Raw genomic sequence first — 23942 nt, 5'->3', positions numbered from 1 at the left:
ACATGATCACGGCACAGATGTGGCTGGCGGCGCCCGAGGGCGGGCTCATCGGCGACGGACGGACCGGTGCCAACCTGGCGCTGCTGGTGGGGGCGGTGGGCCTGGCCCTCGGCTGGTGGGCGCTGCGGACCGCCGGCCGGGGCGGCGCGGGCGCCCGCGCGCGGAGCTTCGCGGGGGCGGCGGTCGGGGCGGGGGCGGCGGGCGCGGTGCTCGGGGCGGTGCACGTGGCCACCGCCGCCGACGGCCTCGGCACCGGCAACGGCCTCGCCGGAGGCATCCTGGCGATCCCGCTCGGCCTGGCCGCCGCCGTCCTCGGACTGCGCGCCCGGTCCCGCTCCGTCCGCACGGCAGGGGGTGCCTGAGGCCGGGCGTCCGAGGCCCGGCGTCCGCACCGCACCGCACGGGACGGGAGGCCTGAGCCCGGGCGTCCGAGGCCGGGCGTCCTCGGACACGGCCGGCGTTCCTCGGGCACAGCCGGGACACCTCGTGCCCCGGCGCTCGACGCCGCTGCCACGCGGACCCGCCGGCGCCGCCGGACCGGGGTGGCCGGGCCAGCCACGGCGACCGGGCACCCCGCCGGTCCCCCGGCTGCCCCGGCGGGTTTGTCCCGCGGCGGCTCGTCACGGAAGGTCGGGGTATGAGGCGACGAACGGCCAGGGCCGCCGGGGGGCAGCCGGGGCCGCTGCTCCGGGCGTGGCGGCGGCTCGCGGCGTACGCCCTGATCCGTCAGGCCCGCGACCTGGAGCTGATGCACCGCGCGCTCGGGTTCGCGACCCTCGCCCTGGTCACCCTCGCCCCGCTGCTGATCGTCATCGCCGCCGCCGACCCGCTGGGCCGCGGCGGCTTCGCCTCCTGGCTCGCCGACGGCATGGGTCTGCCGGACCGCTCGGCGCGGGTCCTGACCGACATCTTCAGTCCGCCCCCCAAGGTCGTCGGCTCCACCAGCGTCCTCGGCGGCATCACCCTGGCCCTCTTCGGCGTGGCCCTCGGCGGCAGCGTCCAGAACGGCTACGAGCGGATCTGGGGTCTGCCCGCCGGCCCCTGGCACCGCGTCTGGCGGCAAGGGGTGTGGCTGGTCGCGCTGACCGCCTACCTGTACCAGGAGGTCCTCACCCGCGACCTCCCCGGCGGGGTGCGGATCGCCCTGAGCTCGGTGCTGGGCGCCCTGTTCTTCTGGTGGGGCCAGCACTTCCTCCTGGGCGGCCAGATCGTCTGGCGCCGCCTGCTCCCCGGCGCCCTGGCCACGATGATCGGCCTGGTCGGTCTGCGCGGGTTCTCGTACTACGTCTTCACCCCGTTGATCGTCACCAACGCGATCAGCTACGGCGCGGTCGGCATCGTCCTGGTCGTCGAGTCCTGGCTGATCGGCGTGGGCTTCGTCGTCCACGGCGGGGCGCTGTTCGGCCACTGGCTGCTCCACCACCACAGCCCGGGCCGCAAACACAGGTCGCCGTGGACGCGGATCCGGTGACCTCCCCGAGGTCTCGCCCCTCCCCCGCCCCAAGTTGACGCGATGTGTACGGGCGGCCCCGTCCCCGGACGGGAAGGGAACGGGCATGGCATCCACCTCACGCGCCCTGACGACCGCCGCGGCCCTGCTGACCGGGACCGTCGCCCTCTACATGACCCTGGTGGCCGTCGGGAACATCACCGACTTCGGCACCAACCAGGCCTTCGTCCGTCACGTCCTCGCCATGGACACCACCTTCAAGGACCCCGACCTGATGTGGCGGGCCGTCACCGACACACGGCTCCAGGACGCCGCGTACGTCCTGATCATCGTGTGGGAGAGCGTCGCCGCACTCGTCCTGCTCGCCGGCACGGCGCTGTGGTTCCGGCGCGACCTGACGCGGGCGCGGCGGATCAGCACGTACGGGCTGCTGATGGCGATGCTGCTGTTCGGCGCCGGTTTCATCGGCATCGGCGGCGAGTGGTTCGCCATGTGGCAGTCCGAGCAGTGGAACGGGCTGGAGGCCGCCACCCGGGTCTTCCTGATGAGCGGCGTCGTGCTGATCGTCGCCAACCTGCCGCACGGGGCGCCGGCCGAGGAGTGAGCCCCGGCGCCGGTGAACGCTCCGCCGGCGACCGCCCCGCCGGCGAACGTCCCTCCGGCGAACGCGTCCACGCGTCAGTCCGCGGAGGCGCTCACCCTCATGACCAGCCGGCCCCGGACGTCCCCCTGCTCCATCCTGCGGTGCGCCTCGGCCGCCGCGGTGAGCGGCAGCACCTCGACGGCCCGGGGACGCAGCAGGTCATCCGTCAGCAACCGGTTGACGCAGGCGGCCGCCTCGGCGAGCTCGTCGGTGCGTGCGTGGGAGATGGCGAAGCCGGTCACCGACCCGCCGCGCAGGTAGAGCGGCCCGACCGGCAGCACCGGCCGGGCCCCCAGCCCGGCCATGACCACCACCCGACCCCGCGGCGCGAGGAGCTCCACCGCCGCCTCGAGGTCGTTGTGCCCGGCCGTGTCGAGGTGCAGGTCGACCCCGTCGGGCGCGGCCGCGCGCATCAGCAGGGGCAGGTCCGGGTCGCGGCGGTCGACCACGTGCCGGGCGCCGAGAGCCCGGCAGCGGGCGGCGTCGCGGCCCGAGGCGACGGCCACGACCCGGGCGCCGGCCTGCGCGGCCATCACCACGGCGGCACTGCCCACGTTCCCGGCGGTGCCGAGGACGCAGACCGTCTCCCCGGCCCGCAGCCGCCCGTGGGTGAACAGCGCGAGGTAGGCCGTGGACGCCGGATGGGCCAGGGCGACCGCGTCCACCGCGTCGACGCCGTCGGGCAGGCGGTAGAGACGGTCGGCGGGCACCACGGCCTGCTCCGCCGCGGCCCCCTGGCGTCCGCCGTGCCCCAGGCTGCTGCACCACACCCGGTCCCCCGGCCGGAACCCGGGCGCGCCGGGCCCGGCCTCCGCGACCGCCCCGACCAGGTCGCGTCCGATCACGAACGGGAAGGGCACCGGCGTGGCCCACGCCCCGGACCGCACGAAGGTGTCGACCGGGTCGACGGCGGCCGCCCCCACGTCGACCAGGACGTCGCAGGGCCCCGGTCGTGGCGCCGGCAGCTCCCCGACCCGGATGACGTCGGGCGGACCCAGCTCTTCGATGTACGCGGCCTGCATGGCCCGATTCTGGCCCGCCGAGAACGTGCCGGGCGCGCACGCGGCCACCGACCACCCCGTGTTCCACGCGGAAGGCTCACAGTCGGGAGGTGGCCGACCGTCCTCCCCCGGACGCCCTGAGCCGGCCAGGGGAACGTGCCTCACGTATCCGCGGCCGACAGCGCGCAGGCGCACGAAGCGGTCCGCCAGCTCCTCCGTGTCGGAATCGGGTGGCCACCTTCTCCGCGACGTCCCTAGGGTCGCTGGGATGGAACACAACACTGTTGACCCGGCGACGATCACACCGGAGATGGCTGCTCAGATCCGCAGGTGGCGGTGTGACGAGGACTATTCCTGGCGCGCTGTAGCCCAGGCCGCGTCCGATCTGTGGGGCTCCGAGTGGGGCAGCAACCAGCTCTTCGGCGAGGACCTCTGTGTGGTCGCAGCGAGGCTGCTGGGCGAAAACCCCTACCGGGAGCCTTGGAACTGACGCTTCTCAGGCGGCCCCTTGTACTTCAGCGAGGTCGAGTTGGTCCGCGGTGAAGGAAGGGGGGCGCCGAGTGAGCTGCGCCGCATCCCCGACGGCCGCTCCCGCCGCCGTCCGGCCCGGCGGTACCCTGGCCGGAGCCCTTGACCTGCGCCTGCGGGCAGGGAGCCGTCATCTCGGGAGTTCGCATGCTGCGCACCATGTTCAAGTCCAAGATCCACCGCGCCACGGTCACCCAGGCCGATCTCCACTACGTGGGGTCGGTGACCGTCGACGCCGACCTGCTGGACGCCGCCGACCTGCTGCCCGGCGAGCTCGTCCACATCGTCGACATCACCAACGGCGCCCGCCTCGAGACGTACATCATCGAGGGTGAGCGCGGTTCCGGTGTGATCGGGATCAACGGCGCCGCCGCCCACCTGGTGCACCCCGGCGACCTGGTGATCCTCATCAGCTACGCCCAGGTCGACGACGCCGAGGCCCGCGCGATGAAGCCGCGCGTGGTGCACGTCGACGAGGCGAACCGGATCGTGGCGCTCGGTTCCGACGCGTCGGAGCCCGTTCCCGGGACCGACCAGCGGCGGAGCCCGCAGGCCGTCGGGGCCTGACCCCACAGCTCGACCTGAACCGCCGCCGCCCTGAAGGGCGGCGGCGGTTTTTTGTTGCGCCAATGCGTGCGCGAGGGCTTGCCGGACCGATCCGTCACCCCTTAAATCAAACCCTGAATTAAGTCGTGCCATCACCTCCGACCCCCCTCCAACCCCCAACCCCCGAACCTCGACCCCTAACCCCTCCATCCCCCTGGAGCCCCTGTATGAGATTCAGGACCTTGGGTGTGGCCCTCGCCGCCGTCGCGGCGCTGCTCACCCTCCCCGCCCCCGCCGTGACGGCCGCCCCCGCGGCCGCCGCCGCGGACGTCCCCCTGTCCCAGGGCCGCACGGCCACCGCCTCCTCCACCGAGAGCGCGGTGTACGCCGCCGGGCTCGCGGTCGACGGCGACACCGGCACCCGGTGGTCCTCCGCGGCCTCCGACAACCAGTGGCTGCGCGTCGACCTGGGCGCGAGCGCCACGGTCAGCCAGGTGGTGCTGCGCTGGGAGGCCGCCTACGCGGCCGACTACCGCATCCAGTTCTCCCAGGACGGTTCCACCTGGACCGACGCCCGCAAGGTGACCGGCTCCGACGGCGGCACCGACACCGTCGACGTCTCCGGCGGCGCCCGCCACGTGCGGGTGTACGCCGACCGCCGGGCCACCCAGTGGGGGATCTCCCTCTGGGAGTTCCAGGTCTTCGGGACGACCGGGACCTCGTCCGGCTGCTCCACCGCGAACGCGGCGCTGAACCGGCCGGCCACCGCCTCCTCCACCGAGAGCGCGGCGCTGGCCGCCTCCGCCGCCTTCGACGGCAGCGGCACCACCCGCTGGTCGAGCGCCCACTCCGACCCGCAGTGGCTGCGCGTCGACCTGGGCTCCGTCAAGGACGTCTGCCGGATCGACCTGGACTGGGAGGCCGCCTCCGCGCGGGACTTCACGCTGCAGGTCTCGTCCGACGGCAGCAGCTGGACGACCCTGCGCAACGTCACCGGCGCCACCGGCGGCAAGGCCTCCTACGACGTCGCCGGGTCGGGCCGCTACGTGCGGATGCACGGCACCGCCCGCACCACCGCCTACGGGTACTCGCTGTGGGAGATGGCCGTGCACACCGGTTCCGGGGACGGTGTGCCGCCGGTCACCGGGGGCGGCGACCTCGGGCCCAACGTGATCGTCGTGGACCCCTCGACGGCCAACCTCCAGCAGCGCTTCGACGACGTCTTCGCGCGGCAGGAGTCCAACCAGTTCGGCGAGGGCCGCTACCAGTTCCTCCTCAAGCCCGGCACCTACAACAACATCAACGCCCAGATCGGCTTCTACACCTCGATCTCCGGTCTCGGCCTGAACCCGGACGACACGCAGATCAACGGTGACGTCACCGTGGACGCCGGCTGGTTCAACGGCAACGCCACGCAGAACTTCTGGCGTTCGGCGGAGAACCTGGCCATCACCCCGTCCAACGGCACCAACCGCTGGGCGGTCGCCCAGGCGGCCCCGTTCCGCCGCATCCACGTCAAGGGCGGGCTCAACCTCGCGCCGAACGGCTACGGTTGGGCCTCCGGCGGCTACATCGCCGACTCGAAGATCGACGGCACGGTCGGCCCCTACTCGCAGCAGCAGTGGTACACCCGGGACAGCTCGGTCGGCGGCTGGACCAACGGCGTGTGGAACATGACGTTCACGGGCGTGCAGGGCGCTCCGGCGACCAACTTCGCCACCGGCCCCTACACCACGATGGACACCACGCCGATCTCCCGGGAGAAGCCGTTCCTGTACCTGGACGGCTCCGCCTACAAGGTGTTCGTCCCCGCGAAGCGCACCAACGCGCGGGGCGTGTCCTGGCCGGCGAACGCGGGCACCTCGCTGCCGCTGGACCAGTTCTACGTGGTGAAGCCGGGCGCGACCGCGGCCACCATCAACGCCGCGCTCGCCCAGGGCCTGCACCTGCTGGTCACGCCGGGCGTCTACCACCTGGACCGCCCGATCGAGATCGAGCGGGCGAACACGGTGGTGCTCGGCCTCGGCCTGGCCACGTTCATCCCCGACAACGGCGTGGACGCCGTGCACGTCGCCGACGTGGACGGCGTGCGGCTGGCGGGCTTCCTGGTCGACGCCGGGTCGGCCAGGTCCGAAACGCTGCTGCGCATCGGCCCGTCCGGCGCCTCCGCGGACCACGCCGCCAACCCGACCACCATGCAGGACGTGTTCATCCGCGTCGGCGGCGCGGGCCCCGGCCTGGCCACCAACGGCGTGGTGATCAACAGCGACGACGTGGTGGTCGACCACACCTGGATCTGGCGCGCGGACCACGGCGCGGGCGTCGGCTGGGAGACCAACCGGTCGGACTACGGCATGGTCGTCAACGGCGACGACGTCCTCACCACCGGACTGTTCGTCGAGCACTTCAACAAGTACGACGTCCTGTGGCAGGGCGAGCGCGGACGCACGATCTTCTTCCAGAACGAGAAGGCGTACGACGCGCCGAACGCCGCCGCGATCACCCACGACGGGATCGTGGGCTGGGCCGCCTACAAGGTGGCGGACTCGGTGAACACCCACGAGGCCTGGGCGCTCGGCAGCTACTGCAACTACACCTCCGACCCGTCGATCGTGCAGCACCACGGGTTCCAGGTGCCGGTGAAGCCGGGGATCAGCATGAACCACCTGCAGGTGATCTCCCTGGGCGGCATGGGCCAGTACCGGCACGTCATCAACGACACCGGCGCGGCCACCTCGGGCTCGGACACCGTCCCCTCGAAGATCGTCCGCTTCCCCTAGCGCGGTGACGACCGCCGGGCGCCCACGGGCGTGCGGCGGTCGCCGAAGGCCCCTCGGCTCCGGCCGGGGGGGCCTTTCCCTGCCCGCCGGGCCCTTGTCACGCCCGCCGCGGGCCGGCGCCGTGCAGGAGCGTGTCGACGACGCGGGCGGCGAGGGTGTCGGTGTCGACGCCGGTGTCGTCCGCGTCCCCGTGCAGCGACTCACCGAGCAGCGCGTAGTACACGCGCCGCACCCAGTGGAGGTCGGCCGACGCGTCGATGAGTCCTTCGGCCCGGGCCCGCTCCAGGACGGTGAGGCAGTGCCCGGCCATCTCCTGGTGGATGGCCGCCGCTTCACTGCCGGGTGCGGTGGGCACCCCCAGGGCGAACGTCCAGGCCCCCTTCACCTCGAGCACGTTGGCCGTGATCCGGTGCAGTGCCACCGAGGGAGGGGCGGTGTCCGGCCGGCCGTCGTCCACGGCCTGTGCGAGCCGGCGGGCCGCGGACAGGGCCAACGCGTCGACGAGCGCCTGCCGGTGGGCGAAGCGGCGGTGGATCGTGGTCCTGGCCACCCCCGCGGCGGCCGCGATCTGCTCCATCGACGCGCCGGGATCCTCGGAGAGAACCCGCTCCGCCGCCTCCAGGATCGCGCGCACGCTGCGCTCCGCGTCCGCCCGCAACGGTCGCGCCGACGACTCGCCCATGGGTCTTCCACTCCTTCGATCGACCCGCGAAACGATACACCGCTGCAGCAGATGAGCTTGATATGCATCAACGCTGTTGCAGATAGCTGGAAAACGTGTACCGTCCTGTCTCATCGACCGATTGAGCGGAGGAGTTCTCCATGCACACCGCAGCTCTCGTCACCGGCGCCTCGTCCGGGCTGGGCGCCGAGTTCGCCGCCCAACTGGCCGCCTGCGGACACGATCTGGTGCTCGTCGCACGGTCCGAGGACAAGCTCACCGCCCTCGCCGAGCGCCTGTCCGCGAAGCACGGCATCACGGCCCACGTCCTGGTCCAGGACCTCGCCGAGCCCGGCGCCGCCCGTCGTGTGGCCGACCGGCTGGCCTTACGCGGCGTGGAGGTGGACCTGCTGGTCAACAACGCCGGCTTCGGCACCTGCGGCCGCTTCGAGGACATCCCCGGCGAACGCGACCACGAGCAGCTCATGGTGAACGTCGTCGCTCTCGTGGGCCTCACCCACGCGCTGCTCCCGGGGATGCTGGAGCGCGGCACGGGCGCGGTCGTCAACGTCGCCTCCACGGCGGGTTTCCAGCCCGCCCCGTACTTCGCCGTCTACGGCGCGGCCAAGGCGTTCGTGCTGAACTTCGGGCTCGCCCTGCGCGAGGAGTGCCGCGGGCGCGGCATCCGCGTGCTCACCCTGTGCCCCGGGCCGGTCGACACGGCCTTCTTCGACGTCATCGGCACCCGCGACGCGGCGGTCAACGGCTCGATGAGCACGCCGGAGCCGGTCGTGCGCGCCGCTCTGCGCGCCCTCGACCGGGACCGCGGGTACGTCACCCCCGGGCTCGGCAACGCTCTGCAGGCGCACCTGCTGCCGCGCCGCCCGCGCACCCTGGTCGCGGCCGTCGCCGAGCGCGTCACCCGTAAGGTCCTCGCCCCTCCGGCTTCCGCCCGGCCGGTGAAGGAGCACGCGGCGTGAGTTCCCCGGCCTCCGCGGCCACCGGCGCCGCCGCCGCGATGCTGCTGGTCGGCACCTCGGCCGCCGTCTCCGCGACCGTCGCCGACTACCCCGTCCTCGCGGGTCAGGCGCTGCGCTACGCGCTCGCGGCCGCGATCCTGCTGGTCGTGGTGCGTCACCGGCGCCTGCCGCGCGTGCGGCTCACCCCCCGTGACGTCCTGCTGCTGGCGGCGCTGGCCGCCACCGGCCTGGCGGGCTTCAACGTCTTCCTGGTCGAGGCCACCCGGCACGCGAGTCCCGCGATGATCGGCACGGTGGTCGGCGCGATCCCCGTGGTCCTCGCCCTCACCGGGCCGCCGGCCCGGGGTCAGCGGCCGGCGGCCCGTACCGTCGGCGCGGCGGCCGTCGTCACCCTGGGCGCGGCCGTCGCCGCCGGGCTCGGCGGCGGCTCCCCGCGCGGTGTGCTGCTGTCGCTGGGCGCGCTCGCCGGAGAGGTCGCCTTCTCGCTGCTCGCCCTCCCGCTGCTCCCCCGGATCGGCCCGCTGAGGGTCGCCGCCTACCCGGCGGCGCTCTCGGTGCCCATGCTGCTCGTCGCGAGCACGGTGCTGGAGGGCCCGGGCGCGCTGCGCCTGCCGACGCCCTCCGAGGCCGCCGCCTTCGGCTACCTCGGGGTGCTCGTCACCGCCACCGCGTTCTTCCTCTGGTACGACGCGCTGCGCCGGCTGGGCGCCGACCGTGCCGGGCTGTTCGCCGGGCTCGTCCCGGTGGGCGCGCTGCTCACCACCGTCGCGCTGGGACTCGGCGAGGTGGGCCCCGCGGACGTCGTGGGCGCCCTGATCGTCGCGGTGGGCGTGCTCGCGGGCATGCGGGCCCCGGCGCCGGAGGTGGAGGGCGCCGGGGCCCCGGGCAGGGCGGGGGCCGTCAGCCGGTGACGTCCGCGGCGCCCCGCGCGGCGTGCGCGCGCACGATCTCCGCGTACCGCCGGCCGCTGGCCTTCACGGTGCGCCGCTGGGTGGCGTAGTCGACGTGGACCAGGCCGAACCGCTTGTCGTAGCCGTAGGCCCACTCGAAGTTGTCCAGCAGCGACCAGGCGAAGTAGCCGGCCAGCGGTGCGCCCTTGCGGGCCGCGGAGGCGCAGGCCGCCAGGTGGCCCTCGAGGTAGGCGGACCGCTCCGGGTCACGGACGCTGCCGTCCTCGCGCACCGTGTCCGGGTAGCAGGAACCGTTCTCGGTGACGTACAACGCGCGGGCTCCGTACTCCTCGGTCAGGCGCAGCAGCAGTCCCTCGATGCCGCCGGCGTCCACCTGCCAGTCCATGCCGGTGCGCGGCACGTCGGGCAGCCGGACGTCGCGGACGAAGGGCGCGGGGGCGGTCGGGTCGTCGGCGACGGTCATCGGGAAGTAGTAGTTGAGGCCCAGCCAGTCCAGGGGCCCGCCGATGACCTCCATGTCGCCGGGCCGCTCGGGCAGTTCGACGCCGTAGACCTCGCGCATGTCCTCGGGGAAGCCGCGGCCGTGCACCGGGTCGAGCCACCAGCGGTTGGTGTGCCCGTCCATCCGGCGGGCGGCGGCCAGGTCCTCGGCGCTGTCGGAGGCGGGCCGGATCTCGGAGAGGTTGTTGACGATGCCGACCCGCGCGCCGGGCGCGGCGGCCCGGATCGCCTGAGCGGCCAGGCCGTGGCCGAGCAGCAGGTGGTAGGAGGCGCGCACGGCGGCCGTCAGGTCGGTGAGGCCGGGGGCCATCCGGCCCTCGAGGTGCCCGATCCACGCCGAGCAGAGCGGCTCGTTGAGCGTGGCCCAATGCCGCACCCGGTCACCGAGCCGTCCGGCGAGGGCGGAGGCGTAGGCGGCCAGGTGGTGGGCGGTGTCCCTCTCCGGCCAGCCGCCGCGGTCCTGGAGCACCTGCGGCAGGTCCCAGTGGTAGACGGTCACGGACGGGGTGATCCCCGCCTCCAGCAGGGCGTCGACCAGCCGGTCGTAGAAGTCGAGCCCGCGCTCGTTGACCGGCCCGTCGCCGCCGGGCACCACCCGAGGCCAGGCGGCGGAGAGGCGGTAGGCGTTGACGCCGAGTTCCTTCATCAGCGCGACGTCCTCGGGCCAGCGGTGGTAGTGGTCGCAGGCCACGTCGCCGTTGTCGTCGTTGTCGACGCGGCCGGGGGTGTGCGAGTAGGTGTCCCAGATGGAGGGCGAGCGGCCGTCCTCGGCGACGGCGCCTTCGATCTGGTAGGCCGATGTGGCCGTGCCCCACAGGAAGTCGCGGGGCAGCGCGGCGAGGTCGATGGACACGAGGTTTCCCTTTCGGACGTAACGAGGAGCAGCGGCACGCGGGCGCCGCGGTACACGGGCACGGAGGGGGGCCGGGCCCGTCACTTGACGGCGCCGGCGGTCAGGCCGGCCACCAGGTAGCGCTGGAGGAGCAGGAAGCCCGCGACCACCGGCACGCTCACCACCAGGGAGGCGGCCATGATCTGGTTCCAGTAGACCTCGTTCTGGGTGGAGTAGGCCTGCAGGCCGACCGCGAGGGTGCGGGTGGTGTCGTTGGTCATCACGGAGGCGAAGAGCACCTCGCTCCAGGCGGTCATGAACGCGTAGACGGTGACCGCGACGATCCCCGGCACCGCGGCCGGCACCACGACCCGCAGCAGCGCGCCCAGCGGCCCGCAGCCGTCGACCAGCGCCGCCTCGTCCAGCTCCCTGGGCACGGAGGCGAAGTAGCCGATCAGCATCCAGATGGAGAACGGCAGCGAGAAGGTGAGGTAGGTGAGGATCAGGCCGCCGCGGGAGCCGAAGAGCGCGACGCCGGTCGCGTTGCCGATGTTGACGTAGAGGAGGAACAGCGGCAGCAGGAAGAGGATGCCGGGGAACATCTGCGTCGACAGCACGGTGACGGTGAAGACCCGCTTGCCGCGGAACTCGTACCGGCTCACCGCGTAGGCGGCGAACACCGCGATCACCACCGAGCAGACGGTCGCCGCTCCGGCCACGATCAGCGAGTTGACGAAGTAGCGGCCCAGCGGCACGGTCGACCAGATGTCGACGTACGGGCTCAGGGTCAGGTCGCCGGGCAGCCACCGGAACTCGCCGGAGACGTCCTGCAGCGGCTTGAGCGAGCTGGAGAGCATCACGTACACCGGCACCGCCACGAAGACGGTGAGCAGGGTGAGGAACACGCGCCGCGACCAGACGAAGGAGCGGGGCGCGGCCATCGGGGACCGCGGGGCGCTAGGCACCGGCACTCCTCCGTCCGCGTGAGGTGATCAGCAGGTACACGGCGGTCACCACGAGCAGGAAGAGCAGCAGCAGGACGGACATGGCCGAGCCGGTGCCGAAGTTCCAGGTGACGAAGGACGCCTGGTAGATGTGGATGGAGACCAGGTCGGCGGCCTGCGGCGCGGACTTCCCGAAGAGGACGAACGGCGTGTTGAAGTCGTTGAAGGTCCACAGGAAGAGCACCAGGACGAGCACCTGGTTGACGGAGCTGAGCGAGGGCAGGGTGATCCGGCGCAGCTGCTGCCAGCGGCCGGCGCCGTCGAGGGCGGCGGCCTCGTAGAGCTCGCGCGGGACGGTCTGCAGGCCGGCCATCACGATCAGGAAGGCGAACGGCCAGCCCTTCCACACCGAGACGACCAGCAGGGCCCAGAAGCTGTTGTCGCCGAGCAGCCAGAACGGCGGTTCGTCGAACAGGCCGAGCTGGTCGACGAGGACGTGGTTCACCAGGCCGTTGTCCCGCTGGAACATGAACGTCCAGGTGATCACGGCGGCGTACATGGGCAGCGCGTACGGGATCAGGAAGAGGCCGCGCAGCAGGCCGCGGCCGCGGAAGGACTCCTGCAGGTACACGGCGGTGGTGGTGCCCAGCAGCCAGCACAGGCCGACCGACAGCGCGGTGAACAGGCAGGTGACCCAGAAGGAGTGGAGCAGCGCGGCGCCGACGGGGGTGTCGAAGTCGACGGCGACGCGGTAGTTGTCCAGGCCCTTCCAGGGCGCGGTGGTCCAGTCGCGGATGTAGAACTGCGTGAGCTCCTTGAAGCTCATCAGCAGTCCGTAGACCATCGGCACCAGGTGGACCAGCAGTTCGAGGGCCAGCGCGGGGACGAGCAGCAGGTAGGGCAGCCAGGCGCGGCGCAGCCGTCCGGGGCGGCGCGGTGTGCGCGCCGCCCCGGGGGCCGCCCGCTTCCCCTGCGGGGGAGCGAGTGTGGCGGTCATGGAAGAGGTCACCCCTGCGGCATCTGCTGCTGGGCCTTGGCGAGCTTCTCCCGGACGAGGTCCTTGGAGACCGGCTTGCCGGCGGCGGCCTCGGCGAAGAGCTCCTTGACGGCCGTGCCGACGGCCGTCTCGAACTGCGACTCCGCGGGAACCTGCGGCAGCGGCGCGGCGCTGTTGGCGAGGGTGTCGCGGACGATGCGCAGGGCGGGGCTGTCGAAGGCGCGGTCCTCCTGGGCGGCCTTGACCGGCGGGATGGAGCCGTAGGCGGTGTTCAGGGCCTTCTGCTCGGCGTCGCTGGTCATGAACTTCACGAACTTCAGCGAGCCGTCGAGGTTGTCGGTGTTCTTGAAGACCGCCATGTTGATGCCGGCCACCATCGAGTTGACGCCGGTGCCGGAGCCGGGGTCGCCGGACCGCACGGGGATCGGGGCGACGCCCCAGTCGTCGTCCTTCATGCCGTGGGAGGCGAAGGCGGTCTGCGCGTTCTGCCACATGACCATCGCCGTCTTGTTCTTGGCGAAGTCCTGGAGAGACTGGTTCTGCGCGTACTCGGCGTTGCCCGGCGCGATGATCTTGTGCTCGGCCATCAGGTCGACGTAGCTCTTGACGGCGTCGACGGCGGCGTCGGAGGTGAAGTCGGGCTTGCCGTCGGGGGTGAAGAAGTTCGTTCCGTGCTGCTGACCGAAGGTGAAGACGTGGTGGATGTTCTCGGAGAGGTTGGATCCCTCCGCCCCGAGCGCCCACTTGCCGTCGCCGCTGATCTTCTTGCCGATCTCGGCCATCTCGTCCCAGGTGGCCGGCGGCTTCGTGATGCCCGCGTCGGCGAACATCTTCTTGTTCCAGTACAGCGTGTAGGCCATGGAGTAGAGCGGCACGGCCGCCGGGTCCTTGCCCTCCGCGCCGGCCGAGGCGATGGCCGACTCCACGAACCGGTCGCGTCCGCCGATCTTCTCGAAGTTCGCGTCGTCCCAGGGCAGCAGCGCGCCGGTCGCCTGGAGCGAGGCGGACCAGGTGTTGCCGATGTTGAGCACGTCCGGGCCCTGGCCGGAGGTGGTGGCGGCGAGGATCCGGTTGAGCAGGTCGCTCCACGGGACGACCTCGAGCTCGACGTCGATCCCCGTCTCCTTCTCGAACTTGGCGATCTCGGCGGAGAGGATCTTCTTGTCCGCCTCGACGCTGGGGCCCTGGTTGGAGGCCCAGTAGGTGAGCTTCTTCGGCGAGTCCCCGGACCCGCCGCCGGACGCCGAACCGCCGCCGCAGGCGGAGACGGCGGCCAGCAGGGAGACGGTGACCGCACCGGCGGCCGCGGCTCGGATTCTGCGCATGAGTACGAGGGTCCCTTCCCCGGGGTCGACGGACGGAGGACCTGACACGGCCTCCGTACGTCATGACTTAATTCAGGGCGTGAGTTAAGACCTGTAAGAAGGTCGCGTCAAGCCGTCGCGCAGAGGTATCTTGCGTGCGGGGAAACAAACGGAAGGAACCGGATGAAGGCGCGGAACGGCCGCACGGTGCGTGACCTGCGGCGGGGCAACCGGGCGGCCGTACTGCGCCAGTTGTACTTCGACGGACCGCTGACCCGCTTCGACCTCGGTCCGGCCACCGGACTCAGCTCGGGTTCGGTCAGCAACGTGGTCGCCGAACTCATCGCCGACGGCGTGGTGGAGGAGGCCGGCAGCGTCGACTCCGACGGCGGCCGCCCGCGCACGCTGCTGCGCGTGCGGCCGGAGAGCGGCCACCTGATCGGTGTGGACGTCGGCGAGACCCGGGTCCGCGTCGAGCTGTTCGACCTCTCGCTCGCCGAGGTCTCCCGCGCCGAGCGCCCGCTGGAGCCGCAGCGCTACGACGTGGAGGTGGTCACCGGCCACATCCGCGACTCGGTCGCCGAGGTGCTCGCCACCGCGGGCCTGGCGCCGGAGCGGCTGCTGGGCGTCGGCATCGGCGTGCCCGGCATCGTCGCCCGGGACGCGGAGCGGGGCGCGACGGTGCACGGCCAGACCATCGGCTGGGACGCCGTCCCCCTGGAGGCGCTGCTGCGCGAGCGCGCCGGACTCCCCGAGCGGGTCCCGTACTTCATCGACAACGGCGCGAAGACGCTGGGCCAGGCCGAGATGTGGTTCGGCGCGGGCCGGGGCGCCGGCGACGCGGTCGTGGTGCTGTTCGGCTCCGGTGTCGGCGCCTGCCTGGTCGCCGACGACGTGGAGCACGGCCGTGCCCTGGAGTGGGGCCACCTGACGGTGCGGGTGCGCGGGCGGCGCTGCCGCTGCGGGGCGCTCGGCTGCCTGGAGGCCTACGCGGGCGCGGAGGCGCTGGTGGCCCGCTGGCAGGAGGCGGGCGGACGGCCGCCCGCGGGCGCCGACGAGGAGAGCGCGCTGACCGCGCTGCTGGCGGCGGCCTACCCGGAGCGCGACGGCACGCCCGACCCGGTTGCCCTGGAGGTGCTGGAGGAGACCGCCGAGTACCTGGGCGCAGGCCTGTCCGACCTGGTCAACCTCTTCCAGCCGGAGCGCATCCTGATCGGCGGCTGGGCCGGACTCCAGCTCGGCACCCGGTTCCTGCCCTCGGTCCGCCGGCACGCCACGGCGTACTCGCTGCACCACCCGGCGGGCCGGGTGCGGATCGAGCTCGGGCGGCTGGGCCCCGACGCCGTCACGGTCGGCGCGGCGACCCTTCCGCTGGCCGACTTCCTCAGCCGGGGCGGCCACCGCGACAACGCAGCCGCCGAGGAGGACGGTCCCGCCCCCGCCTGGCGCAGCGCGCTGCGCGAGCGGGTGGTGCGCTGAGCGACGGCCGCGCGGGAGCACCCGGCCCGCGCGACGGCGGGCGGACCCTCGGCACCGACGAGGGCGGCGCCCCTCCCGGAGGTCCCGGGAAGGGCGCCGCCCTTGACGTGATCGGCTCAGCGGGCCGTCTGCTCGTGGACGTACTCGGTGAGGGCGGTCAGCGCGCCGGGGTCCGTGGTGGGCAGCACACCGTGGCCCAGGTTGAAGATGTGGCCCTCCAGGCCGGAGGCGGCGTCCAGGACCTCGCGCGCCTTCGACTCCACGGCCTCGCGGGTGGAGAAGAGGACGGCCGGGTCCAGGTTGCCCTGCAGCGCCTTGCCGGGACCGACGCGGCGCACGGCCTCGTCCAGCGGGACCCGCCAGTCGACGCCGACGACGTCCGCGCCGGCCTCGCCCATCAGGCCGAGCAGCTCGCCCGTGCCGACGCCGAAGTGGATGCGCGGCACGTCGTAGGGCGCGACCGCCTCGAACACCTTGCGCGAGGCGGGCAGCACCGAGCGGCGGTAGTCGGCCGGGGCCAGCGCGCCCACCCAGGAGTCGAAGAGCTGCACGGCGGAGGCGCCGGCCTCGATCTGCACCTTGAGGAAGGCGGCCGTGATGTCGGCCAGGCGGTCCAGCAGGTCGGCCCACAGCTGCGGGTCGCCGTACATGAGCGCCTTGGTGTGCTCGTGGTTCTTGGAGGGGCCGCCCTCGACCAGGTAGCTCGCCAGGGTGAACGGCGCGCCGGCGAAGCCGATCAGCGGCGTGGAGCCGAGCTCGGCGGTCAGCATCCGGATCGCCTCGGTGACGTAGGAGACGTCCTCGGGGGTCAGGTCGCGCAGCCGCTCGAGGTCGGCGCGGGAGCGGATCGGCTGCTCCACCACCGGGCCGACGCCCGGCTTGATGTCCAGGTCGAGGCCGATGGCCTTGAGCGGGACGACGATGTCGCTGAAGTAGATGGCCGCGTCGACCCCGTGCCGGCGGACCGGCTGCAGGGTGATCTCGGTGACCAGCTCCGGCCGCATGCACGACTCGAGCATCGGGATGCCCTCGCGCACCTTCAGGTACTCGGGCAGCGAGCGCCCGGCCTGTCGCATGAACCAGACCGGCGTGTGCGGTACCGGCTCTCGGCGGCACGCCTTGAGGAAGGCGGAATCGGCGACGGCGGGGTTCTCGGGCTTGTCCATGGCACTCACGCGGAAAGTCTCCCATGCCCGTCCTGTCCGCCGGACCCGACTCCGCGATACCGCCCCGAGGCGGCCTGCCGCACCGGCCGGCCCTCCCGGCCGCGGGGCGGCGCGGGGCGGCTGCAACGCGGGTGCGACACGCCGGGACGGCGCCGAGGCGAGGCGTGATCGCGAAGGACGGTCGGCAAACCTCGTCGCTGTTCGCGCAGCGCGATGCGTCCGGGGGCCCGCGCTGGGGTGTCCTTCACGCCGCGGGGGCCCCGCGCCCCTTATCTTCTGCGCATGGCTGCGGCTCAGGGACGACTGACGGACGGTGCGGGCGGAGCGGGCGACGGGAAGGACGGGGAGCGGGAGCTGAATGCGGACGCCTTTGCGCCACTGCCCTTCCGGGCCGCCGTCGACGCGCTGCGGGCCGCGCGGCCGAGGCCGCGCATCGAACTCGAGCCGGTGACGCCGCCACGACGGCTGGCGCCCTACGCGTACGCCCTCGAGGCCGCGGTGCTCGACGAGGACGGCGACGAACTGGCCGACGGGCGCCTGATCCTGCTCCACGACCCCGACGGGCACGAGGCCTGGCGGGGCTCCTTCCGGCTGGTCACCCTCGTCCGGGCGGAGCTGCACGAGCCCGAGATGGCCGCCGACCCGCTGCTCCCCGAGGTCTCCTGGTCCTGGCTGACCGGCGCGATGGACGCCCGGGGCCTGGGCTACCAGGAGGCCGGCGGCACCGTCACCCGGGCCAGCTCCCACTACTTCGGGGCCCTGGAGGAGCGGCCGGCCGCCTCACAGATCGAGATCCGCGCCTCCTGGACCCCGCACGAGGGCCTGGGCGGCGTCCCGGACACCGGAGGGCACCTGGCGGCCTGGTGCGACCTGCTGGCCCAGGTCACGGGCCTGCCCCCGGTGGGTCCGCCGGCGGGCGAGGGCCCGTCCGCGGCGCCGGCCGCCCCCGTGGTCCCGCTGCCGCAGCGGCGCGGACCCCGTCCGCAGCGCTGACCCTCCCGAGCGGCCCGACGCCGTCACCGTGATCGTCACCGTCGCCGGGCCGTCGCCGCGCCTCCCCGCGCCTCCCCCGCGCCGCCCTCGCCGCATTGTGATTGCGGCTTTGTCGATACGGACACTTTCCGACTTTGCCTGACCGTCCGTCGACAGGGTTCGACTCGCGCCGTTCTTCGGATGATCGATCGCGCGTCCGAATTGCCCCGATTTCCCCTCACCAAATAGTGATCGTTCCCTAAAGGCGGACCCGTCCGGTGCCGAAGCAGACAGTGACCTAGCAAGCACGGTTCTTCCGTCCCGGCTTCATCCCCCGTGAGCCGGCTCCGTCCCCCCACCCAGGAGGCCTGGTGTCCGTTCTCCTCGAGCAGCCCTCAAGCCTGGTCGCCTACCGCCCGAACAAGCCCACCGCGATGGTCGTCGTGGCCGATCCGCGCGTGCGCTCCACCGTGACCCGTCATCTCTGGGCGCTCGGAGTGCGCGACGTGATCGAGGCCTCGTCCGTGGCGGAGGCTCGTCCCCGCATCGGCAACCCCCGTGACATCTGCGTCGCGGACGTCCACCTGCCGGATGGTTCCGGCCTTACCCTCCTGTCGGAGACCAGGGCCGCCGGCTGGCCCAACGGTCTGGCCCTCTCCGCCGCCGACGACATCGGCGCGGTGCGCAACGCCCTGGCCGGCGGAGTCAAGGGCTATGTCGTCACCGGCACCCGCACCAACATCGGCCTGCCGGGCCGTCCCGGCGCCGCCCCGCTCGGCGGGGCCCACCGCATGCACCGCCGCCCTCCGGGCTCCCCGAGCCACCCGGGCGGCTACCGCGAGCTCTCCGGCCGTGAGGTCGAGGTCCTGCGGCTGGTGGCGGAGGGCCAGTCGAACAAGGCGATCGGCGTCTCCATGGGGCTGTCCGCCCTGACCGTCAAGAGCCACCTCGCGCGCATCGCCCGCAAGCTGGGCACCGGCGACCGGGCCGGCATGGTCGCGGTGGCCCTGCGCACCGGCATCATCCACTGAGCAGGCCGAACGCCCGGACACCGCGCCCGCCGAGGGAACGTTCCCTCGGCGGGCGCGGTGCATGTGCCCGGTACACAGATACCCTTGACAGGTGACCGACGCCCATGACACCGCAGCAGACAGCCCACTGCGAACCACCGGAGGCGCCCCTCCGGACGACGGCGGAACCGACGGGGATGGCGTGTCCCGGGCGGCGGAGCCGGTTCCCCTCCTCGAGCCCCGCGAGGGCATCCCGCCGGTGATCGCCGACGCGGAGGGCCTGGCGGCGACCGTCGCCGCCTTCGCCGCGGGCACCGGCCCGGTCGCCGTCGACGCCGAGCGGGCGTCCGGTTACCGCTACGGACAGAGCGCCTACCTCGTGCAGCTGCGCCGCGCCGGCGCCGGGAGCGCGCTGATCGATCCGGTGGCCTGCCCCGACCTCACCGCGCTGGGCGAGGCGATCGCCGACGCCGAGTGGGTGCTGCACGCCGCCACCCAGGACCTGCCGTGCCTGCGGGAGATAGGCATGGTTCCCAGCCGCCTCTTCGACACCGAGCTGGCCGGGCGGCTGGCCGGGTTCCCCCGGGTCGGACTGGGCGCGATGGTGGAGAACGTCCTCGGCTTCGTGCTGGAGAAGGGCCACTCCGCGGTGGACTGGTCCACGCGCCCGCTGCCTGAGCCGTGGCTGCGGTACGCGGCGCTCGACGTGGAGCTGCTGGTCGACCTGCGCGACGCGCTGGAGAAGGAGCTGGAGCGGCAGGGCAAGCTCGACTGGGCCCTGCAGGAGTTCGACGCCATCGCCTCCGCTCCCCCGCCGGCGCCGCGCAAGGACCCCTGGCGGCGCACCTCCGGCATGCACAAGGTGCGCCGGCGGCGGCAGCTGGCCGTGGTCCGCGAGCTGTGGGAGACGCGGGACCGCATCGCGCGGCGGCGGGACGTCTCGCCGGGCAAGGTGCTGGGCGACGCCGCGATCGTGGAGGCGGCGCTGGCGCTGCCCGCCGACGTGCAGGCGCTGTCCGCGCTGAGCGGGTTCGGCAGCCGGACCGGGCGGCGGCAGCTGGAGCAGTGGCAGGCGGCCGTGGACCGGGCGAAGGCGCTGCCGGAGAGCGCGCTGCCGCTGCCGGGGCAGGCGGTGGCGGGGCCTCCGCCGCCGCGGGCCTGGGCCGACAAGGACCCGGCGGCCGCCGCGCGGCTGTCCGCGGCGCGGGCGGCGGTGTCGGCGCGGGCGGAGGAGCTGCGGATGCCGCAGGAGAACCTGATCGCGCCGGACACGGTGCGGCGGGTCTGCTGGGCGCCGCCCGCCGCGGCCGACGAGGCCTCGGTGTCCGCCGCGCTCGCCGCGCACGGCGCCCGCCCCTGGCAGGTCGAACAGGTCACCCCCCTCCTGGTCGAGGCCCTCGCCGCGAAGGCGTGACCCTGGCGCGGGGCAGCGCGTCCACCGCCTCGGCGGGGCGCGGGCGGCGTGGGCGTTGCCGCCCCGCGCGGACGCGCTGCCTACGCCCGCCCTGCCCCAAGCTCTCGGGCCGCACCCTGCGGGCAATCGTGCCGCTGGGCGGCACGGGTGGGCGCAGGCCGGTGCCGTACGCGCGGGACGGCACGCCCACGCGGCGTCGGGGTGGTCACGCACGGGCGGACGGCACCCCGCGGCGCGCCTCACGCGGGGATGTGACCTTCGACGCGTCGGGCTCCCGGGGTGGGCACAATGGTTACCCGCGAGTAGCATGACCGGTGAGCGGGCGCTCAGCCGCGCCCCTCACCGCAGCATCACGCAGCAGTGCCGCAGTCCGCACACCCCTGGAGGAGAGCCATCGTGCCTCGTACCGTCAGGGACGTCGTCTTCGTCGACGGCGTCCGTACCCCGTTCGGCAAGGCGGGCCCGAAGGGCATCTACCACGAGACCCGCGCCGACGACCTCGTCGTGAAGTCGATCCGGGAGCTGCTGCGCCGCAACCCGAACCTCGACCCGGCGAAGATCGACGAGGTCGCGATCGCCGCGACGACCCAGATCGGCGACCAGGGCCTGACCCTGGGCCGCACGGCCGGCGTGCTCGCGGGTCTCCCGCAGAGCGTCCCGGGGTACTCCATCGACCGCATGTGCGCGGGCGCCATGACCGCGGTGACCACCACCGCCGGTTCCATCGCCTTCGGCGCCTACGACGCCGTCATCGCCGGCGGCGTGGAGCACATGGGCCGCCACCCCATGGGCGAGGGCGTGGACCCGAACCCGCGGCTGGTCAGCGAGAAGCTGGTCGACGAGTCCGCCCTGTTCATGGGCATGACCGCCGAGAACCTGCACGACCGCTACCCGGCGATCACCAAGGAGCGCGCGGACAAGTACGCCGTCGCCTCCCAGGAGAAGGCCGCCAAGGCGTACGCGAACGGGAAGATCCAGCAGGACCTGGTCCCGATCTCGGTCCGCCGCACCAACGCTGAGGCCGGCGAGACCGGCTTCGGCCTGGTCACCGCCGACGAGCCGATGCGCCCGGGCACCACGCTGGAGAACCTGGCCGGCCTCAAGACGCCGTTCCGCGTCCACGGCCGCGTCACCGCGGGCAACGCCGCCGGTCTGAACGACGGCGCCACCGCGGCGCTCCTCGCCTCCGAGGAGTTCGCCACCGAGAACGGCCTGCCGGTCAAGATGCGCCTGGTCTCCTACGCTTTCGCCGGCGTGGAGCCCGAGGTCATGGGCTACGGCCCGATCCCGGCCACCGAGAAGGCCCTCGCCAAGGCCGGCCTGTCCATCGAGGACATCGGCCTGTTCGAGATCAACGAGGCCTTCGCCGTCCAGGTGCTCGCCTTCCTCGAGCACTACGGCATCGCCGACGACGACGCCCGCGTGAACCAGTACGGCGGCGCCATCGCCTACGGCCACCCGCTGGCCTCCTCCGGCGTGCGTCTGATGACGCAGCTGGCCCGTCAGTTCGAGGACCAGCCGCACGTCCGCTACGGCCTCACCACCATGTGCGTCGGCCTCGGCATGGGCGCCACGGTCATCTGGGAGAACCCGAACTTCGAGGGGGACAAGTGAGCAACGTCGCTGAACTGCTGAAGGGTGCGGCCGAGCTGTTCCCCGACGAGGTCGTCACCGAGGCGCACGTGCGCCACTTCGACCTCCCCCTGGGTGCGGGCCGCTTCGCCCTGATCACCCTGGACAACGGCTTCGACCACACCAAGCCGAACACCTTCGGCCCGCAGTCGCTGGCCAGGCTGGACGTGGCGATCGACCAGGTCGAGCGTGAGGCCGCGGCCGGCGAGATCGTCGGCGTGGGCATCACCGGCAAGCCGTTCATCTTCGCCGTCGGCGCCGACCTCAAGGGCGTCGAGGCGCTGAAGGACCGCGAGCACGCGGTGGCGATCGGCAAGGGCGGCCACGACGTCTTCAAGCGTCTGGGCACCCTGGCCGTCCCGACGTTCGCGTACTACAACGGCGCGGCCATGGGCGGCGGCGTCGAGGTCGGTCTGCACTGCCGGTACCGCACGGTGTCCGCCGCGCTGCCCGCGTTCTCCCTCCCCGAGGTCTTCCTCGGCCTGGTCCCCGGCTGGGGCGGCTGCACGCTGCTGCCGAACCTGATCGGCGCGGACAAGGCCGTCTCGGTGATCATCGAGAACTCGCTCAGCCAGAACCGCCAGCTCAAGGGCAAGCAGGTCTTCGAGCTGGGCATCGCCGACGCCCTGTTCGAGGGCGCGGACTTCCTCGAGCAGTCGCTCGTGTGGACGGCCGCCGTCCTCAAGGGCGAGATCGTCGTCGACCGCCCGGAGGTCGACCGCGGTGAGGCCTGGGACCAGGCCGTCGCGCGCGGCCGGTTCGTCGCCGACTCCAAGGTGCACGGCGCGGCCCCGGCCGCCTACCGGGCGCTGGAGATCATCGAGAACGCCAAGGACGGCGACCTGCAGGCCGGTTACGACGCCGAGGACGAGGCGCTCGCCGACCTCATCATGGGCGACGAGCTGCGCTCGGGCCTGTACGCCTTCAACCTGGTGCAGAAGCGCGCCAAGCGCCCGGCCGGCGCGCCGGACAAGTCGCTGGCCCGCCCGGTCACCAAGGTGGGCGTCGTCGGCGCCGGCCTGATGGCCTCGCAGCTGGCGCTGCTGTTCCTGCGCCGCCTCGAGGTGCCGGTCGTGCTGACCGACATCGACCAGGCGCGGATCGACAAGGGTGTGGGCTACGTCCACTCCGAGATCGACAAGCTGCTCGGCAAGGGCCGCATCAACCAGGACAAGGCCAACCGCCTCAAGGCGCTGGTCACCGGTGTCCTGGACAAGGCCGAGGGCTTCTCGGACGCGGACTTCGTCATCGAGGCCGTCTTCGAGGAGATGGGCGTCAAGCAGCAGGTGTTCGCCGAGGTCGAGGCGGTCGCCCCGGCCCACGCGATCCTGGCGACCAACACCTCGTCGCTGTCGATCACCGAGATGGCGTCGAAGCTGAAGAACCCCGAGCGGGTCGTCGGCTTCCACTTCTTCAACCCGGTCGCCGTCCTGCCGCTGCTGGAGATCGTCCGCGGCGAGCGGACCGACGACGCCTCGCTGGCCACGGCGTTCGCCGTCGCCCGCAAGCTGAAGAAGACCGGGGTGCTGGTGAAGGACGCCCCGGCGTTCGTCGTCAACCGCATCCTCACCCGCTTCATGGGCGAGGTGCAGAACGTGATCGACGAGGGCACCCCGGTGGCCGTGGCGGAGAAGGCGGTCGAGCCGCTGGGCCTGCCGATGTCCCCGCTGGTGCTGCTGGAGCTGGTCGGTCCGGCCATCGGCCTGCACGTCTCCGAGACGCTCCACCGCGCGTTCCCGGACCGCTTCACCGTCTCCGGCAACCTCAAGCGGGTCGTCGAGGCCGGCAAGCGCGGCTTCTACGTCTACGACTCCGGCAAGCCGGAGCTGGACCCGGAGGTCGCCGCGCTCCTGCAGCAGGGCGACACCGTCCTGTCCGAGGAGCAGGTCCGCGAGCGGGTCCTGGGCGCGGTCGCCCAGGAGATCGGCCTGATGCTCGACGAGGGCGTCGTGGCCGAGGCCCAGGACATCGACCTGTGCCTGATCACCGGTGCGGGCTGGCCCTTCCACCTGGGCGGCATCACGCCGTACCTGGACCGTGAGGGCGTCTCCGAGCGCGTCAACGGCAAGCGGTTCCTGGCGCCGGGCGTGGCGTCGGTCCCCGCGTAACACCCACGCGCGGCAGAGCAACGGAAGGGCCCCCGCCACTCGGCGGGGGCCCTTCCCGCTTCCGTACCGGTCCGTGCCGGCCC

21 protein-coding genes are annotated in these 23942 nt (G+C 73.0%); 14 read left to right on the top strand and 7 right to left on the bottom strand.

All coding sequences use genetic code 11. The features are described from left to right. The first annotated feature begins 2 nt into the window (after positions 1-2). From Sfr03f_RS04270 to Sfr03f_RS04260, 3 genes are all read left to right on the top strand, one after another. The gene (locus tag Sfr03f_RS04270) at positions 3-362 is read left to right on the top strand and encodes a DUF6223 family protein (RefSeq protein ID WP_108953435.1); all 360 of its coding nucleotides are present in this window, start codon (positions 3-5) and stop codon (positions 360-362) included. A gap of 275 nt (positions 363-637) precedes the next feature. Further along, on the top strand, positions 638-1471 hold the full coding sequence (locus Sfr03f_RS04265; protein WP_245967389.1) for a ribonuclease BN: 834 nt from the start codon (positions 638-640) through the stop codon (positions 1469-1471). 85 nt (positions 1472-1556) lie between these two features. After that, entirely contained in the window at positions 1557-2054 is a 498-nt protein-coding gene (locus Sfr03f_RS04260; RefSeq protein ID WP_108952331.1) for a DUF2165 domain-containing protein, read from the top strand. A 74-nt stretch (positions 2055-2128) separates the two neighbouring features. Here the strand turns inward: Sfr03f_RS04260 and Sfr03f_RS04255 are convergent, their stop codons facing one another. After that, positions 2129-3115 carry an NADPH:quinone reductase gene (locus Sfr03f_RS04255; protein WP_108953433.1) on the bottom strand — a complete coding sequence of 329 codons (987 nt, stop codon included), beginning with the start codon at positions 3113-3115 and terminating at the stop codon, positions 2129-2131. A 247-nt stretch (positions 3116-3362) separates the two neighbouring features. Between Sfr03f_RS04255 and Sfr03f_RS04250 the strand changes: the two genes are divergently transcribed. The 3 genes from Sfr03f_RS04250 to Sfr03f_RS04240 all read left to right on the top strand — a co-directional run bounded on the left by Sfr03f_RS04250 (position 3363) and on the right by Sfr03f_RS04240 (position 6948). Beyond that, complete coding sequence (locus Sfr03f_RS04250; RefSeq protein WP_108953432.1) at positions 3363-3584, top strand: hypothetical protein; 222 nt, start codon at positions 3363-3365, stop codon at positions 3582-3584. Between the two features lie 185 nt (positions 3585-3769). Next, positions 3770-4189, top strand: a complete 420-nt coding sequence (gene panD, locus Sfr03f_RS04245; protein WP_108952330.1) for an aspartate 1-decarboxylase — start codon at positions 3770-3772, stop codon at positions 4187-4189. Between the two features lie 206 nt (positions 4190-4395). Continuing rightward, complete coding sequence (locus tag Sfr03f_RS04240; protein ID WP_108952329.1) at positions 4396-6948, top strand: discoidin domain-containing protein; 2553 nt, start codon at positions 4396-4398, stop codon at positions 6946-6948. Positions 6949-7045: 97 nt separating this feature from the next. Here Sfr03f_RS04240 and Sfr03f_RS04235 read toward each other — a convergent pair whose 3' ends face one another. Continuing rightward, on the bottom strand, positions 7046-7630 hold the full coding sequence (locus Sfr03f_RS04235; RefSeq protein ID WP_108952328.1) for a TetR/AcrR family transcriptional regulator: 585 nt from the start codon (positions 7628-7630) through the stop codon (positions 7046-7048). A 140-nt stretch (positions 7631-7770) separates the two neighbouring features. Here Sfr03f_RS04235 and Sfr03f_RS04230 point away from each other — a divergent pair, with 140 nt between their 5' ends. Next, complete coding sequence (locus Sfr03f_RS04230) at positions 7771-8589, top strand: SDR family NAD(P)-dependent oxidoreductase (protein ID WP_108952327.1); 819 nt, start codon at positions 7771-7773, stop codon at positions 8587-8589. Next, positions 8586-9500 (top strand): DMT family transporter, encoded by a 915-nt coding sequence (locus Sfr03f_RS04225; RefSeq protein WP_218028122.1) that lies wholly within the window; start codon positions 8586-8588, stop codon positions 9498-9500. Before Sfr03f_RS04230 ends, Sfr03f_RS04225 begins: the two co-directional genes overlap by 4 nt. On the opposite strand, the gene Sfr03f_RS04220 is transcribed toward Sfr03f_RS04225, so the two are convergent. From Sfr03f_RS04220 to Sfr03f_RS04205, 4 genes are all read right to left on the bottom strand, one after another. Beyond that, the gene (locus Sfr03f_RS04220; RefSeq protein WP_108952326.1) at positions 9490-10854 is read right to left on the bottom strand and encodes a GH1 family beta-glucosidase; all 1365 of its coding nucleotides are present in this window, start codon (positions 10852-10854) and stop codon (positions 9490-9492) included. The genes Sfr03f_RS04225 and Sfr03f_RS04220 overlap by 11 nt on opposite strands. Before the next feature lie 80 nt (positions 10855-10934). Continuing rightward, a complete protein-coding gene (locus Sfr03f_RS04215) occupies positions 10935-11774 on the bottom strand; it encodes a carbohydrate ABC transporter permease (RefSeq protein WP_108952325.1) in 840 nt (279 codons plus the stop codon). A 16-nt stretch (positions 11775-11790) separates the two neighbouring features. Then, positions 11791-12774 carry a carbohydrate ABC transporter permease gene (locus Sfr03f_RS04210; RefSeq protein WP_108952324.1) on the bottom strand — a complete coding sequence of 328 codons (984 nt, stop codon included), beginning with the start codon at positions 12772-12774 and terminating at the stop codon, positions 11791-11793. Between the two features lie 8 nt (positions 12775-12782). Next, a complete protein-coding gene (locus Sfr03f_RS04205) occupies positions 12783-14099 on the bottom strand; it encodes an ABC transporter substrate-binding protein (RefSeq protein WP_108952323.1) in 1317 nt (438 codons plus the stop codon). A 162-nt stretch (positions 14100-14261) separates the two neighbouring features. Between Sfr03f_RS04205 and Sfr03f_RS04200 the strand changes: the two genes are divergently transcribed. Beyond that, a complete protein-coding gene (locus Sfr03f_RS04200) occupies positions 14262-15557 on the top strand; it encodes an ROK family transcriptional regulator (RefSeq protein ID WP_108952322.1) in 1296 nt (431 codons plus the stop codon). A gap of 116 nt (positions 15558-15673) precedes the next feature. Here Sfr03f_RS04200 and hemE read toward each other — a convergent pair whose 3' ends face one another. Further along, the gene (hemE, locus tag Sfr03f_RS04195; protein WP_108952321.1) at positions 15674-16723 is read right to left on the bottom strand and encodes a uroporphyrinogen decarboxylase; all 1050 of its coding nucleotides are present in this window, start codon (positions 16721-16723) and stop codon (positions 15674-15676) included. 282 nt (positions 16724-17005) lie between these two features. On the opposite strand from hemE, the gene Sfr03f_RS04190 reads away from it, so the two are divergent. From Sfr03f_RS04190 to Sfr03f_RS04170, 5 genes are all read left to right on the top strand, one after another. Then, positions 17006-17716, top strand: a complete 711-nt coding sequence (locus tag Sfr03f_RS04190) for a DUF3000 domain-containing protein (RefSeq protein WP_108952320.1) — start codon at positions 17006-17008, stop codon at positions 17714-17716. Between the two features lie 350 nt (positions 17717-18066). Beyond that, positions 18067-18726 (top strand): helix-turn-helix transcriptional regulator, encoded by a 660-nt coding sequence (locus Sfr03f_RS04185; RefSeq protein ID WP_108952319.1) that lies wholly within the window; start codon positions 18067-18069, stop codon positions 18724-18726. A 91-nt stretch (positions 18727-18817) separates the two neighbouring features. Then, positions 18818-20119: an HRDC domain-containing protein gene (locus tag Sfr03f_RS04180; RefSeq protein WP_108952318.1), complete on the top strand. Its 1302-nt coding sequence runs from the start codon at positions 18818-18820 to the stop codon at positions 20117-20119. Between the two features lie 396 nt (positions 20120-20515). Next, a complete protein-coding gene (locus Sfr03f_RS04175) occupies positions 20516-21733 on the top strand; it encodes a thiolase family protein (protein WP_108952317.1) in 1218 nt (405 codons plus the stop codon). Continuing rightward, positions 21730-23859, top strand: a complete 2130-nt coding sequence (locus tag Sfr03f_RS04170; protein WP_108952316.1) for a 3-hydroxyacyl-CoA dehydrogenase NAD-binding domain-containing protein — start codon at positions 21730-21732, stop codon at positions 23857-23859. Before Sfr03f_RS04175 ends, Sfr03f_RS04170 begins: the two co-directional genes overlap by 4 nt. Positions 23860-23942 lie beyond the last annotated feature (83 nt).

Origin of the sequence: Streptomyces fragilis, from assembly GCF_003112515.1 — a bacterium.
In the GTDB taxonomy this organism is placed as follows: Bacteria; Actinomycetota; Actinomycetes; order Streptomycetales; family Streptomycetaceae; genus Streptomyces; species Streptomyces fragilis.
Note: the sequence above shows the minus strand (reverse complement) of the source record. Positions and strands in the feature narration are given on the sequence as shown.